At 73.0% G+C, this 14,602-nt stretch carries 10 protein-coding genes and 1 riboswitch; of the genes, 2 read left to right on the forward strand and 8 right to left on the reverse strand.

The features are described 5' to 3' along the window. Window positions 1–141: 141 nt before the first annotated feature. From AAG742_RS09795 to AAG742_RS09810, 4 genes are all read right to left on the reverse strand, one after another. A complete protein-coding gene (locus AAG742_RS09795) occupies window positions 142–837 on the reverse strand; it encodes an ATP-binding cassette domain-containing protein (protein ID WP_298712404.1) in 696 nt (231 codons plus the stop codon). Then, on the reverse strand, window positions 834–3,533 hold the full coding sequence (locus tag AAG742_RS09800) for a hypothetical protein (protein ID WP_343282097.1): 2,700 nt from the start codon (window positions 3,531–3,533) through the stop codon (window positions 834–836). Before AAG742_RS09800 ends, AAG742_RS09795 begins: the two co-directional genes overlap by 4 nt. 221 nt (window positions 3,534–3,754) lie before the next feature. Next, entirely contained in the window at window positions 3,755–4,111 is a 357-nt protein-coding gene (locus AAG742_RS09805) for a hypothetical protein (protein WP_298712399.1), read from the reverse strand. Between the two features lie 319 nt (window positions 4,112–4,430). Continuing rightward, complete coding sequence (locus tag AAG742_RS09810) at window positions 4,431–4,985, reverse strand: hypothetical protein (protein WP_298712398.1); 555 nt, start codon at window positions 4,983–4,985, stop codon at window positions 4,431–4,433. Window positions 4,986–5,267: 282 nt separating this feature from the next. Next, window positions 5,268–5,387, forward strand: a riboswitch (SAM riboswitch). Between the two features lie 77 nt (window positions 5,388–5,464). On the opposite strand from AAG742_RS09810, the gene AAG742_RS09815 reads away from it, so the two are divergent. After that, window positions 5,465–6,016: a flavin reductase family protein gene (locus AAG742_RS09815; protein ID WP_298712396.1), complete on the forward strand. Its 552-nt coding sequence runs from the start codon at window positions 5,465–5,467 to the stop codon at window positions 6,014–6,016. A 290-nt stretch (window positions 6,017–6,306) separates the two neighbouring features. Then, window positions 6,307–6,510, forward strand: a complete 204-nt coding sequence (locus AAG742_RS09820) for a cold-shock protein (protein ID WP_248116229.1) — start codon at window positions 6,307–6,309, stop codon at window positions 6,508–6,510. A gap of 103 nt (window positions 6,511–6,613) precedes the next feature. On the opposite strand, the gene AAG742_RS09825 is transcribed toward AAG742_RS09820, so the two are convergent. From AAG742_RS09825 to AAG742_RS09840, 4 genes are all read right to left on the reverse strand, one after another. After that, entirely contained in the window at window positions 6,614–7,906 is a 1,293-nt protein-coding gene (locus AAG742_RS09825; RefSeq protein ID WP_298712394.1) for an MFS transporter, read from the reverse strand. Between the two features lie 106 nt (window positions 7,907–8,012). Continuing rightward, window positions 8,013–10,130 (reverse strand): glutamate synthase-related protein, encoded by a 2,118-nt coding sequence (locus AAG742_RS09830; protein ID WP_298712391.1) that lies wholly within the window; start codon window positions 10,128–10,130, stop codon window positions 8,013–8,015. A 103-nt stretch (window positions 10,131–10,233) separates the two neighbouring features. Next, entirely contained in the window at window positions 10,234–13,893 is a 3,660-nt protein-coding gene (locus AAG742_RS09835; RefSeq protein WP_343282098.1) for a bifunctional proline dehydrogenase/L-glutamate gamma-semialdehyde dehydrogenase, read from the reverse strand. Between the two features lie 101 nt (window positions 13,894–13,994). Continuing rightward, window positions 13,995–14,573, reverse strand: a complete 579-nt coding sequence (locus AAG742_RS09840; protein WP_248116221.1) for an acyl-CoA thioesterase — start codon at window positions 14,571–14,573, stop codon at window positions 13,995–13,997. Window positions 14,574–14,602: the final 29 nt, after the last annotated feature.

Consider the following 14,602-nt stretch of genomic DNA (forward strand, 5'->3'; position numbering starts at 1 on the left):
TCTCGCTCGCGCAGGCCGACACCGTCAGGGCAGCGACGGCGAGGACCGCGTCGAGCGTGTTCGAGCGGGTGCAGGGGAGTGAGAGCGGAGGTGTGGAGATGGTGCGGGGTATGGAACGCTCCTCTGTCGATGCGATCGGGGTCAGTCCTCGCCGACGCGGACGGCCCGGTCGACGGCTGCGTGGACTAGAGGGTCGTGGCTGGCCAAGAGTACAGCGGCCCCGGCCGCGGCGTGCTCGCGCAGCAGCGCGATGGCCTCACGGGCCGCAGAGCCGTCGAGGTGGCCGGTGGGCTCGTCGGCCACGATCAGGTGCGGCCGCTTGGAGAGGGCCCTGACCAGCGCCACCCGCTGGGCTTCGCCCCCGGACAGCCGGGAGGCGGGCGCGCCGAGCCGGTGCCCCAGTCCGAGTCGCTCGAGCTGGCCCCGGACCGTCTGCTGTGCCTCGGGCACAGACCCCGCGAGGCGCCCGCCGTGGATCCACACACCCGCGTTGTCGAGCGCGGAGAGCTCGCCGATGAGCTCGCAGGACTGGTCCACGTAGCCCAGGTGCACCCGCCGGTACCGCGCGAGATCCCCGGCCGAGAGGTCCGCGACCTCCCCGGCCAGCGATCCGTCGGGGCTGCGGTAGATGATCCGTCCGGACAGCGGGCGGGACAGCCCGGCCAGGTGGCGGATCAGGGAGGACTTCCCCGTGCCGGAGCGGCCCCAGAGTCCGACGACGTCGCCGGGCGCAAGGGTCAAGTCCAGGGACTCGACGAGCACGCGGGTGCCGCCGTCGGGATGGCGGTAGCCGACCTGGACGCGGTCGAGGGTGAGCACGGGCGCGATCACACTCATGCGGGCTGCCCCTTCCAGGCGCGGGCGAGCTGGGCTCGCCGGGTGAGCAGGGTGATGACGAGGGTGAGGAGCAGGGCGACGCCGGCCGCTCCCGCCACGAGGGGAAGGTCCGGGCGGGGGGTGAGCAGCGCCAGGACGACGCCGGCCACCACCGCGACCGCGATTGCTTCCACGGCCAGGGCGGGCACGTGGCGTCCCAGCAGCCGGGAACGGGTCCAGCCGGCGAGCAGGAGCACGGTGGCCTCCCCCCGGACGTCCGGGCCCTCCACCCGGTGCAGCTGCACCAGGAGGACCATCCCCACGACGGCGGCCAGCGCACCCAGCACCAGGCGGAACGGCAGGTCCTGGGCCACGGCGGCGCTGGCCAGCACGGAGACGCCGGCCTCGCGGCGGGCCTGCAGGACGACGGCCACGAGCAGGCCGGCACCGACTGCCACGGCCGCTCGGTATGCCGCGCCGGTGAGCAGCCGCGGCCACGTGCGCGCGGTCCACCGGGTCAGCAGCGCCGCCGGGGTGCGGGCCGGTCGGGCCGTGCCGACGCTCCCCTCCCGACCTGCCGACGCGGCGGGGCGGGCCGCGAGCACCGCCGCAAGCACCACGGCCCCGGCCAGCCCCGCCGTCGCCCCGAGGCCCACGGCCACCAACGGGGGCGCCACGCCGAGGCGCCTGGACATCGTGCCGACGACGGCGAGGGTGGCTGCCGCACCGACGAGCACCGTCAGTGTGGCGGCGTCCTCGCGGAGGTGGCGGGTCACGGTGGCGCTGCGTGTCCACCCATGGACCGCCAGCACACCCGCCCGGTGGCGCCGTGGCTGCAGCGCGGCGGCCACGCACAGCCCCGCCAGGGCGGTCAGCAGGACGACCACCGTCACCGTCTGCGAGGTCCCCGCGGTCCCGACGGCCGCGGAGACCCGCTGAGACGCGGCGAGCTCCGGGCCGAGCTGGCGCACGGTGCCGAGCGGCCCCGTCCGGGGATCACCCTCCGTGGAGTCGAACCGGTAGGACACCACCTGCATCTCGCGGGGCGCCAGGCTGGAGGCGGCCACGGTGACCGCTGCGAACCCGGCGGCCTCGAGGCGCTGGGCGACGGCGTCGATCGTCGCGAGGTTCTCCGGCGTCAGGTCCTCCCCCACACCGGCCACCCGGACGCGGACGGTGCTGAAGGGCCGTTCCAGTCCGAGTGCCCCCGCGGAGGCGGCGTCGACGTAGGCGGCGGGCATCTGGTTGGCGAGACCGAACCCGGTGGAGGCGGGCCGCAGCCGGACGTCCCGCGGAGTTCCGTCGGGGTCCGCTACCAGGGTGGTGGGCAGCTCGACATCCGTGAGCAGCGGGGCGATCCCCGCGAGTGCGGCGTCCGGCTCCGGCGTAAGGGTGCCCACGCTGACCAGCAGGGGCGCGTCCCCGGTTCCGAACCGTCGGCCATCGTCAGTGGCCGTGTAGTACGCGGACTCCCGGGACGTGGAGGCCGGCAGCGCCCGGGTGACCGCGACGTCGGGCCGGCCGGGGAGCGTGCCGGAGGCGGTCTCCACGGAGGCGGCCTCGGCCAGGGGCTCGTCCGCAGACGCCGGCCGGGTCAGGGTCCGCGTCTCCTGCACCAGGGACAGGCGGGGCGAGTCGTAGCTCAGGACCGGGTCCCGGCCCGTGGTCAACCCCGGCACGGGGACCACGGTGACCCCGAGCCCCAGGCCGCCGAACCGGCCTGAGACGTCGGAGGTGGAGACCTCGTCCTGCGTCGCTGTCCCGCCGGCGGGCAGCGCCCACACGGGCATCCCCACGATGCCGCGGGGCGCGGTGGGGTCCCGCGGATCCACCGGCGCCTGCTCGATGTCGAGCCGGGTGACCGGCTCCCGGTACGGGGCCGCGCGCACCTCGAGGGTCAGGGGCGCAGACCCGACGCTCGTGGCGAGCAGCGGGACGGCGGTGAGTGAGTCCACCGGCCGTCCGGCCGCATCCGCCAGGCTCTGGAGGTAGGCAGGGAGCCGATCCTTCGCCCTGACGAGCGCCTCAGCCTCCTCGGTTGCGGCGCCGGAGAGCCTGTCGACGACAGCCGGGAGGAAGCCGGCGGGCGAGGACTGCGCTAGCACGCGGAACGCGTCGGCGGCGGCGGGGTGCCCGCCGAGGGACAGCAGCTGCGCCTCAGCCGCGGCGTCCACCACGATCATCCGATTGCCCTGCGGGTCGGGGTCCGCCCACGGGGCGGCCCAGTACGTGCCGGCCGGGACCTCACGCTGGGCGGGCGGAGGCGTCTGACCGCGGGGACCGACGGCAAGGGTGGGGAGCTCGACGTCCGTGCAGGGGCCTGGCTCGGGAGGGGCCGGATCGCAGAGGGCGGGATCGTCCAGCAGCGGACGGGCGTCCGCGATCGGCCCGTCGGAGAAGGAGCCGATCAGTGTGGCGTCCATGCCGAGCACGGGGCGCGGGCCGAGTCCGTCGTCCGTGCTCACCCGCGCGTCCAGGTCGAACGCGTGGGGACCCTCCACGCTGCCGTCCGCGGGGTAGCCGATCATGACGGCGTCCTGGTTGGCCACGCTGCGCACGCCAACGTCGCCGAGCGGGGCGGCCACCTCGACACCGGGCACCGCCCGGATGCGGTCGAGATCGGCCGGGCTGAGGCGCTCGGCTGAGCTCGTCCAGGCGGCCGTGTCCAGCGGGGCCATGAGGGCTGCCGCGCTCTGTGCGGCCGCGGGTGCGGACACGATCAGGTCATAGGACCCGCGCCAGCTGCTGTCGACGAGGGCCTTGAGCCGCTGTGTGGCCTGGGCCTGGACACCAAGGCCCAGGACCAGGGCCACAGCGAGCGCCCCGGCCACCAAGCGCAGCAACCGCACGGCGGGGAAGAAGGGCCAGGCTGGTCCTACACGGCGAGAACCCTCACCAGTGCTCGTCTGGACTCGCGAGCTCTGGGGCGGTCGGGACGTCATTCGGAGGGAACCGTCAACGCCACCCGGTAGGGCTCGTCATTGTCCACGGTGACCGTGAAGGTCACTGGCCCGGCCTGTTCTATGGGAGGCGTCGCTGCGGACCACCCGCCGCACAGGGCCTCCGATCCGGCCATCCACGTTTTCTCATCGCCATCGCCACTCGAGACGTGGATGTCCGTCTTGCCAGTCGCATCGGAGGGGCAGAGCAGGACGACCCGAAGGATCGCGCCCTTCTGGGCATCCACCGTGATCTCCTGGGTGCCCCGACCGACCCTCTCCTCCAGGACGGACTCCTGCTCCACATCGATGTAGTCGGAGTCCGGATTCTGACGTGCGTACTCCTCAAGGGTCATGCCCCCCTCCTCGAACAGAGCCGCGGGGAGAGCCTCTGCCGCGTTCGGGGCCTGGGCCCCGGCATCGGACGAGCCGCTCGTGGCGGCTGACTCCGAAGGGGCCGCACTGGCGACAGCCGTGGAAGTGCCCGAGGGGGTCGGAGTGTCGGACTGAGAGGCGGAGCACCCGGAGATCGTCGTGCCGACGAGCACAGCGGCGGCGAGGGCGGCCAAGCGACGTGAAGGAGACAAAGGGAACATGACATGCCTATCCGTAGGGGGGGGAATAGGGGGGTGCAGCGTCAGGCGCCCTGCGCCCGACGCTGCACCGCTCACCGCATCAGAGCTTGAAGTGCTGGAAGTAGAACTGCTGCCACGGGGTGTAGAACGAGCCGCTGCGCAGCGTGACCACGTCGCAGCTGCGGTTCAGCATCTGACGCTTCCATGTTCCCTGTGCCTGCTTGGCGCCGATGGCGAGCTTTCCACCGTTCGTGTAGGTGCTGGGCACGGTCCAAGCACCGCTGACGGTATTCGTAGACGAGTAGCTGACTCCCACACGGGTCCCGACCTTGGCGGAGACGCCAGCGACAATGGCGCTCACATCGCCAGAGAGTTCGCCTGTGATGTCGCCACTGACACCGAACGTGCGCCCGGTGGCGATAGTGAGCCTGACTCCGGGAGCCCCGGACACTGACGAGTAGGCGGAGTACGACTGCTTGAACGTGTTCGATGTCACGGTGGTGCTTGTCCAGTACTCCTCGGCACAGTACGCGTCCGGGGTAGCAGTCTCCCCTCCCACGGGCGCGGTCGCAGCCCCCGCTACGGGAGCCACCGCTAGCGACGCCGCCATCACCGCACCGGTGGACGCCGCCATGATCCTCTTCTTCATGTCCATCCGCATGATCCGATTCCTTCCAAAGAACCGCCTGCGGGGGCCGCGGGTCGCGGTCTCGAGCTCCCCCCCTCTCGAATGACTGAATCCTGACTGCGGCCAGGAGCATGTGTCAAGCATCACATTTCTATGCTTCGCTCCACCCCAGCTCAGGTCGCGAACAAGCTTCTCTGCGCCGCCCCCTCAGCCTCCCGGCGATCGACGCACCCTCCGTGACCCCGCGCGTCGCCCGCCCCCCGGGCCGCTTTGACCATCCCTCGGACCCCTCCGTAGGCTGATCCCCAGAATCACGAGTCCCCGTCATCACGGCCCTGGCCGGCGGGGCGGCAACCCTCTCACGCAGTAGTGGGGTGCTCCAGGTGAGGATTCGGCCCGGCGGAGGACCCCGACGGGCAAGTACTCGCGTCTCCGCGGATCACGCCGATCCGCTCAGGTGAACCGCCCTTCGCGGAGCCGCGTCCGTCACGAAGAGGACCCGCGCCATGACCTTGACCCTGACCGACCACCACGCCCCTTGCCGGCCTGCCGGCGCCCACCCCGCCTGGCAGGCCGACGTCTCCCGCGACCGCCTGCGCCCCGGCCTGGCGGCGTTCCCGACCGGCGTCGTCGCCGTCGCCGGCCTCGTGGACGGGCACCCCGAGGTGATGGTCTCCTCCTCCTTCAGCGTGGGCGTCTCGTGGGAGCCGGCGCTCGTCTCCTTCTCCGCACAGCTGACCTCGCGCACGTGGCCCCGACTGCGCCTGGCCGAGTCGATCGGCGTGTCGCTGCTCGCGGAGGACCAGGCGCACCTGTGCGGGCAGCTGGCCTCCCGCACCGGGGACCGCCTCGCGGGGATCGACGTGCACGTCAGCCCGAACGGCGCGCTCCTGCTCGAGGGGTCCTCCCTGTGGCTCGAGACAAGCCTGCACACCGAGGTGCCCGCCGGGGATCACGTCGTCGCCCTGCTGGAGGTCTCCGGCTTCGCGGACCACACGGACGCCCGCCCGCCCGCGGCGCTGCATCGCAACCTCTTCCACGGGCTCACCGCGCTCTGAGGAGCGCCCCGGAGCCGGGATCCGCACGGACTGGAACGGCCCCAGATTGCGCTCACAGGCGAACATCCGATGAACATCGACCCCGTGGTCGCCAGACGGTCGAATCCGTGGCAGTATGAACCTTGAAGTTGATCCAAGCTGTATCCCGTAACATCACTGCTTGTCAGTCCCGGCCCCGGTCGGAACGATGAGTGTGGGCACGCGGTTCAGTTCTGCCGCTTCACCCGGAGGCCACAGTGGCCACCGGTTCCCACACCGCCCCTCCGGGGGCACATCGAAAGGACACCATCATGGCTGTCGGTACCGTCAAGTGGTTCAACGCTGAAAAGGGCTTCGGCTTCATCGCTCCCGAGGATCAGTCCGCGGACGTCTTCGTGCACTTCTCCGCCATCACCGGCTCGGGCTTCAAGGAGCTCCAGGAGAACGACCGCGTCGAGTTCGAGACCCAGCAGGGCCCCAAGGGCCTGCAGGCCGCGAACGTGACCAAGATCTGATCTTCCTCCTCTGAGGATTCCGTCCCCGGCGCCTGAGGCGCTGATGGACGATCACCGAAGGCCCCGATCCCCACGGATCGGGGCCTTCGTCGTGCGCCGCGGCTCACACGCCGGACCGGCCCCGATCCACACGGCGGCGCAGCAGCCACGTGACCCCGAGTCCCAGCAGGTACGCCCCGCCCACCGCGAGCAGGCCGAGGCGGAAGTCCCCGGTGTGGTCGCGGAGCAGGCCCATCACGAGCGGTCCGCACGCGAAGCCGGCGTACATGCCCATGGCGTTCGTCCCCGAGGCGTCGCCGAGCTGCCCGGCCGGGACGCCGTCCATGATCCCGGCGTTGATCACCACGTTCGCACCCAGCACGGTGAGCCCGTGCAGCACGGCGGCCGCCCACAGGAGGGCCGGCGCGTGGCTCACGTCGGCGGCCAGGAGGGCGGCCACCACCAGCAGCGATCCGGCGCAGATCGCCGCGAGCAGGGTGGTGGGCCGATGCCCGGCGGCCATGCGGCGGCCCCACCAGATGCGGGAGAAGACCCCGATCACCCCCGAGACGGCGGCGGCCGCCCCGCCGACGACGAGGGACTGGCCGAGCGTCTCCACCGCGAACAGCGGCAGGTACGCGTTCACGGCCTGCATGCCGAGGCCCGTGAGGAACGCGATCGCCGCGAAGAACCACACGCTCGCCGGCAGCCGCTCACGCCCACCGCGTCGGCCGGTCGTCGGCGCTCCGGCACCCGCGGGACCCTCAGCGGCCCGCGGCGCGCCGTCGTCGTGCCGGATGTGCGCCGCGGCCGCGGAAGAGCCCGCCGGGAGCGGCGGCACCGTGGCCCACGCGACGACGCCCAGCACGCCCGCCACGAGCGCCGCCCCCAGCGCCGCGCCCGTCCAGCTGAGGGCCAGTGCCGCGGCGGGGAAGAACAGGCCGCCGAAGAGCTGCGCGAGCTGCACGCCGGACTGCTTCACCCCGATCCACCCGATGCGCCGCTCAGGCGGGGCGACCTCGCGGATGATGCGGTTCGTCGTCGGGTTCGAGATCGCCTGGGTGACCCCGGCGAGCGCCGCCGCCGCGTAGAGCGCGAAGAGCGTGGTGGAGAACGCGCCCACCACGAGCGCCAGGGCCGCACCGCCGAAGATGATGCCCATCTGTGCGCGCGAGGAGAGGCTGTCCGCGAGGCGTCCCAGCCACACGGACGTGACCGCGGCGGCGCCGAACACCACGGTGAGCACGGTGCCGAGCTGGCCGGAGGTGACGCCCAGGCGCTCGATCACCAGCGCGGAGGAGCTGGCCACCCCGTAGTTGAACAGCGGGCCGGCGGCCATGGCGGCGAGCAGCACCGTCAGCAGCAGGACGTCCCCGGGGCGGCCGGGCTGGCGGGCGGGTACGGAGGGCGGGGTCACGGCCCCAGGGTATGCCCCCTCCTGCGACAAGCCCTGCGCTGCTGCTCCTGTCCGGGGCGGACAGGAGCAGCAGCGCAGGGCTCGTCGAGGGGGACGGCGGGTCGGGTCAGACGACGCGGCCCTCGCCGCGCGGCTCATCCTCGACGCGACCGGTGGCGTCGCCGTCGGAGACCTCTTCGCCGTCCTGGCGCTCGGGGCGTGCCCCGGCCTCGGGCGGCAGCTCGCTCGCGGCGTCCGCATGGCCGCGGCGCGGGGACTGGTCGGACCAGTCGGCGTCGGTCTTGGCGGCCGCCGCCGAGTCCCCGGACGGGCCCGGGACGGGACTGGCGGAGGCGTCGTCGTCCTTGCCGAGGCCCACGGCCTGGGCCAGGCGGCCCACCGTGCGCCCGTAGAGGGTCTCGCCCTCCTTGAGGGAGGCGACGCTGGGCATGGGGGAGGTGCTCAGCGAGACCCCGTTCGCATCCCGCGGCTCGACGGCGATCCGGTCCTTCGTGGCGAGGGAGGAGCCGGCGCGGGACAGGGCCGAGGGCGCCTGGCCCTGCTCGCCGTCGCGGCCCGGGGCGGCCAGCTCGGAGCGCCACTCGGGGTTGCGGTCCGTGAGGTAGTCGATCCGGGCGTGCTCACCGAAGTGGTCGGCGTCCGCCTCCTCCCAGTCGAGGTCCCAGCCGGCTGGCGGGTCGTTGAGCAGCTCGTCCGTGCGCAGCCAGTGGTAGATGGACGCGTAGGAACGGGTGCTCAGGTGGTCCACGCGGCGGCGCATCATGCGGGTGTTCAGCTGAGACGGGTGGGAGACGCCCATGGACGCCATGATCTGCACCGCCTCGCGGACGGTGAGGCGGTGGTAGTTGAACACGCGGTTCGACTTGTCCTCCACGTCGACGGCGCGGGCCAGGCGCGGGTCCTGCGTGGCCACGCCCACCGGGCACTCGTTCGTGTGGCACTTCTGCGCCTGGATGCAGCCGGTGGCCATCATCATGGCGCGCGCGGACATGGTGAAGTCGGCGCCCTGGATCAGGCGCTTGACGATGTCCGAGCCGGTGGCCACCTTGCCGGCGGCGCCGAGCTTGATCATGTGGCGCAGGCCGGTGCCCACCAGGGCGTTGTGCACGAGCATGAGCCCCTCGGTGAGCGGGGTGCCCACGCGGTCCGAGTACTCCAGCGGGGCGGCGCCGGTTCCTCCCTCGGAGCCGTCCACGATGATGAAGTCCGGAGCGATGCGCTCCTCCCACATGGCCTTGCACATGGCGAGCACGTCCACGCGGGAGCCCACGCAGAACTTGATGCCGATCGGCTTGCCGCCCGAGAGCTCGCGCAGCCGCCCGATGAAGCGGACCATCTCGCGGGGGGTGCGGAACGCGGAGTGCGAGGCCGGGGACAGGCAGTCGCGGTCCATGGGGATCTCGCGGGCCTCGGCGATCTCCTTGGAGATCTTCTCCTTGGGCAGCATGCCGCCCAGACCGGGCTTGGCGCCCTGCGAGAGCTTGACGGTGATGCCCTTGACCTCGGGGAGCACGGCCTTGGCGGCGAAGCGCTCGGCGCTGAACGTGCCGTCCTCGTTGCGGCAGCCGAAGTAGCCGGAGCCGATCTCCCAGAACAGGTCCGCGCCGTTGCCGCGGTGGTACTTGGTGAGGCCGCCCTCGCCGGTCTCGTGGATGAAGCCGCCCATGCCGGCGCCCTTGTTCATGGCCACCACCGCGTTGGCGGAGAGCGAGCCGAAGGACATCGATGAGATGTTCATCAGTGAGATGTCCGCGGGCTGCGTGCAGTCCGGGCCGCCGATGCGCACCGTGGGGGGCTCCTCCGGCGCGTTCACGGGCGCGGAGGAGTGGAGGAGGAACTCGTAGCCGATCTCCGAGGTGTCCCGCTCGGTGCCGAACGCCTTGTGGGCGTCCAGGCCCTTGGCGCGGGCGTACACGAGGGAGCGGGTGTCGCGGTCGAAGGGCTTGCCGTCGAAGTTGCGCTCGATGAAGTACTGCTGGATCTCGGGTCGGATGGACTCGAGCAGGTACCGCATCCGCCCGATGACCGGGTAGTTGCGGAGGATGGCGTGGCGCTTCTGCGTCACGTCGTAGATGGCCAGGATCAGGAGCGCGATCATGATCGCGGCCAACACCCACCAGGCGCCATTGCCGATGACTGCGACCAGGACCAGGACCGCGGCGCCGAGCGAGAGTGCGGCGACGATCAGAAGTCTGTTGTTCACCCGACCAATGGTGCCCCACATCCCACGGTTCCGACACCCGCCCCGCCGGGATCCGACGCGGTGTCCCGGGCCCCTGCCGGACCTCGGCCCCGCCCCTCACCGGGACGGGGCCGACGCCGAGCCGTCAGAGCACCTCGTCCGTGAGGTGATCGGGGGTGCCGAAGCGGTGCGCGGTGACGGAGACGGCCTGCTCGTGGAGGAAGGGCAGCAGCTCCACCTCGCCCGCCGAGACCACGGGACCGGCGTAGACCGCCACGTCCGGGGAGTCACCGAGCGCCTCGTTCAGCGCGGCGCGGGCGGCGACGGCGCCGTCGCGGTCGCCCGTCCAGTCCGCGATGAGGCGGATGCGGGCGTCCCCGCCGCCCTCCGCGGTGGCCGGCACCTCGGCCATCCGCCGAGCGCGCTCGTGGAACGCGGCGGCGTCCTCCACGACGACGGCCACGGGCGTGACGCCGCCGTCGGCGTGGTCCTTGCGGACGGAGCGGGCGAGCTCCTCCACCTGGCCGCGGACGGCGGCGGCCGAGAGGTCGGCGGCGCTGCCGGGCTCGGTGGAGGGCACGTGGTTCAGGCTCACGGTCAGCGGCGCTCCGGCACGCAGGCCCGCCGACACCACGCGGAGGAGGTGCTCCGCCGGGCCGGACGCCCAGCGCACCAGCACGGGGGTGGGCACATGGCGCAGCACGTTGCGCTCGGCGGCGAGGGCGGAGATGTCCCGGTCGGCGCCGAACACGGTGGTCCACGCCTTCTCGTCCAGCTTCCGGGCCGTCTGCAGCCACGAGGGGTCCACGCCGCCCGCGGTGCCCTCGGCGGTCTCCGTCGAGGAGGACTCGGGGCTCGTGAGCCACGTGGGCACGTCCTCCCAGTCCACCAGGCCGTGCAGGTAGTGCGGGCCGCCCGCCTTGGTGGTGGGCCCGACGACGGAGCGCTTCCAGCCGCCGAACGGCTGGCGGCGCACGATGGCGCCCGTGATGCCGCGGTTGACGTAGAGGTTGCCCGCCTGGATGTGCTTGAGCCAGTAGTCGATCTCCTCCGGGTCCAGCGAGTGCAGGCCGGAGGTGAGGCCGAAGTCCACCGCGTTGGCGAGCTCGACGGCCTCCTCGAGGGTGGCGGCCGTCATCACGGAGAGCACGGGGCCGAAGTACTCGGTGAGGTGCGCGTCCGCGCCGGGGCGCACGTTCGCGCGCACGCCGGGGCTGAAGAGCCGGCCCGTGTCGTCGAGGGAGCGCGGCTCGAGCGCCCAGGACTCCCCCTCGCCGAGCTCGGTGAGGCCGCGGCGCAGCTTCTCGCCGGGCTCCTCGATCACGGGGCCCATCTGCGCGCGGGGGTCGTCCGGGTGCGCCACGTGGATGGACGAGGCGGCGTCCAGCAGCTGGCGGCGGAAGCGCTCGGATGAGCCCACGGAGCCCACCAGGATCACGAGTGAGGCGGCGGAGCACTTCTGCCCGGCGTGGCCGAACGCGGAGGTGACCACGTCGCGGGTGGCGAGGTCCAGGTCCGCGGAGGGCGTGACGATCAGCGCGTTCTTGCCGGAGGTCTCGGCCAGCAGGTGCAGGTCCGGGCGCATGCCCTTGAACAACGTGGCGGTCTCGTAGCCGCCGGTGAGGATGAGGCGCTCGACGGCGGGGTCCGTCACCAGCGCGGTGCCCACCTCCTCCTCGTCCTCGTCGGCCATCGTCACGAGCCGCACCAGGTCGGCCGGGTCGACGCCGGCGAGCGCGCCGTCGCCCTCGAACAGGCCGGAGTCCCGCAGGCCCTGCACGATGAGCTCCCACGCCACGGCGCCCGTGCGCTCGGACTGCGGGGCGGGCTTGAACACCACGGGCGAGCCGGCGCCGAGCGCCGCGAGGACGCCGCCCACGGGGATGGCCACGGGGAAGTTCCACGGCGGGATCACGAGCGTCAGGCGCACGGGCACGGCGCGCGCGCCCTCCACCTCGTCCAGGCCGCGGGCCAGGCGTGCGTAGTAGTGGGCGAAGTCCACAGCCTCGGAGACCTCGGGGTCGCCCTGGTCCAGGGTCTTGCCGGTCTCGGACGCGGCCACCTCGAGCAGGCGGGCGCGGCCGGCGTGCAGGGCCCGCCCGACGGCGTCGAGGGCGTCCGCGCGCTGGTGGCCGGTCAGTGCGCCCCAGCAGGCGCCGGGCTCCTCGGTCGCGGCGATCGCGGCGCGGGCCTGCTCGGCGCTCGTGGCGGCGTGCTCCCGGGCCGTGTCCGTGCCCAGGGTGGAGCGCGGGATCGCCTCGAGGATCTGCCGGGCCCACGCGCGGTTGCCGGGCAGGGAGGGGTCGGTGTCCGGGGTGTTGGCGAAGCCGTCCACGGGGGCAGGGGTCTCCCCGTCCACGCCGCGCGAGCGGTCCTGGCCGCGGGCCGGGCGGGGCACGGCGGTGTCCAGCCGGCGCAGGGAGGCGAGGAAGCGCTCGCGCTCCCGGTCGAAGAGCGCCGGGTCCGCGTCCAGGTCGAAGACGGCGGACATGAAGTTCTCGTGGGAGGCCCCCTCTTCGAGACGGCGCACCAGGTAGGAGATCGCCACGTCGAACTCGGAGGGCTTCACCACGGGGGTGTAGAGCAGCAGCGAGCCGACGCTCCTCTTCACGGCGGCGGCCTGGCCGGTGGCCATGCCGAGCAGCATCTCGAACTCCACCGCGTCCTTCGGCAGCCCGCGGCGCTCCATGAGGCGGTGGGCCAGCGCGACGTCGAAGAGGTTGTGGCCTGCCACGCCGATGCGCACGTTCGCGAGGTGCTCGGGGGTGAACGCGAAGTTGAGCACGCGCTTGTAGTTGGTGTCCGCCTCCTGCTTGGAGGCGACGGTGGCCAGCGGCCAGCCCATGAGGGAGGCCTGCATCTGCTCCATGGGCAGGTTCGCGCCCTTGACCACGCGCACCTTGATCGGCGCCCCGCCGCTGGCGACGCGACGCGCGGACCACTCCTGCAGGCGGATCATGGCGCCCAGGGCGTCCGGCAGGTAGGCCTGCAGCACGATCCCCGCCTCGTAGTCGCGCAGCTGCGGCTTCTCCAGGAGGCCCATGAACACGTCGAGCGTCAGGTCGAGGTCGTGGTACTCCTCCATGTCCAGGTTGACGAAGGTGCGCTTCTCGCGCGCCAGCTCGTAGAGCGGCGTGAGGCGGGCGGTGATGTCCTCCACGGCCTCGTCGTACGCGTAGGGCGCGTGCGGGGCGGTGGCCGCGGAGACCTTCACGGACACGTAGTCCACGTCGTCGCGGCGGATGAGCTCGGCGATGCCCTCGAGCCGGCGGTCGGCCTCGCCCTTGCCGAGGATGGCCTCGCCGAGGAGGTTGATGTTCAGGCGCGTGTCCTCGTCGCGCAGCGTCTCGAGGGCCTTGCCCAGCTGCTTGTCACGGGCGTCCACGATCAGGTGGGAGACCATCTGGCGCAGCACGCGGCGTGCCACCGGCACGGCGATGCGCGGCACCAGCGGGGCGGCGCGGCCGCCGACGTCGAAGACGGCGCGCAGGGCCGGCGGCAGGAAGCCCGGGCGCTGCTGGGCGAGCTCGCGCAGCGCGCGGGCCGCGATGGCGGGGTCCTCGGGGCGGATCACGTGGTCCACGAAGCGCACGATGAAGTCCAGGCCGCCCGGCTCCTTGAGCGCCGCGGCCAGCTGCTGGGCGGCGAAGTCGGCCTCGTGGCCGCGCGCGTCCTCGAGCCAGGCGCGCACCTGCTCGACCGCCTCGTCGGCGAGGCCCTGCAGGTCGGCAGGGTCGGGGATGCCGCCCGTCGCCTCGAGGAGTGCATCGGTCTCGTGCGGGGCGGCGGCGCGGCTCTCTTCCATGCCTCCACCCTGTCTGTCCGGGGGGCTCCGGCGCAAACGCGGGGACGCCGGGTGACCCGGGCCCCGGAGGCGGGCCCGAGGCGGCAGGCGCGGCCGCGGGCTCAGCGGTGGTCCGCGCCGGCCCGCCAGGCGTGGGGCAGGGGGGTGCGCGCGGAGGGCAGCGCGACGTCGGCACGCCAGCCGTGGAGCCACTCGGGAACCGTGGGCTCGGCGCTCAGGTCGTGGCCCGCCTCGGCGAGGGCGGCGCGGACGACGTCGTTGGTCACCGGCGTGCCGTCCTTCGCGCGCAGGCGCGTGCAGATGAAGGCGCGCACCGCCACGTCCCCGTCCACGACGACGCGCTGCTCGAACCACACGGCCCGCTCGTCCAGGCCGATGCACTTCGTCTCGATGCTGAAGGCCTGGCCCAGCGTCACGGAGCGGCGGAAGGCGACCTGCTCGGCCTGGACCACGGGCGTCCATCCCCGGCGCTGGAATGCGCTCATGACGCCGGCGCGGGCCATGAGGTCGAAGCGGCCGAGGTCGAAGAGGCCGAAGTACTGGCCGTTGTTGATGTGCCACGCGATGTCCACGTCCGTGGGCAGGGCGCGCAGGGGCAGCGAGGCCGCGTCCCACACGCCGAGGCGGGGGCGGCGGCGGGCCCGGGCGAGGACCCAGAGGGTGCGCAGGAGCAGGTGCATGGGCACACCCTATGCTCGGTGGGGACCGC

This window comes from Micrococcus sp. 2A, assembly GCF_039519235.1.
Lineage (GTDB): Bacteria > Actinomycetota > Actinomycetes > Actinomycetales > Micrococcaceae > Micrococcus.

Bases quoted from the DNA above. Each gene is read 5' to 3' on its own strand.
- AAG742_RS09820 (WP_248116229.1), top strand. From the start codon at position 6,307: ATGGCTGTCGGTACCGTCAAGTGGTTCAACGCTGAAAAGGGCTTCGGC.
- AAG742_RS09795 (WP_298712404.1), bottom strand. From the start codon at position 837: ATGAGTGTGATCGCGCCCGTGCTCACCCTCGACCGCGTCCAGGTCGGC.
- AAG742_RS09840 (WP_248116221.1), bottom strand. From the start codon at position 14,573: ATGCACCTGCTCCTGCGCACCCTCTGGGTCCTCGCCCGGGCCCGCCGC.
- AAG742_RS09805 (WP_298712399.1), bottom strand. From the start codon at position 4,111: ATGACCCTTGAGGAGTACGCACGTCAGAATCCGGACTCCGACTACATC.
- AAG742_RS09830 (WP_298712391.1), bottom strand. From the start codon at position 10,130: ATGTGGGGCACCATTGGTCGGGTGAACAACAGACTTCTGATCGTCGCC.
- AAG742_RS09835 (WP_343282098.1), bottom strand. From the start codon at position 13,893: ATGGAAGAGAGCCGCGCCGCCGCCCCGCACGAGACCGATGCACTCCTC.
- AAG742_RS09810 (WP_298712398.1), bottom strand. From the start codon at position 4,985: ATGGACATGAAGAAGAGGATCATGGCGGCGTCCACCGGTGCGGTGATG.
- AAG742_RS09815 (WP_298712396.1), top strand. From the start codon at position 5,465: ATGACCTTGACCCTGACCGACCACCACGCCCCTTGCCGGCCTGCCGGC.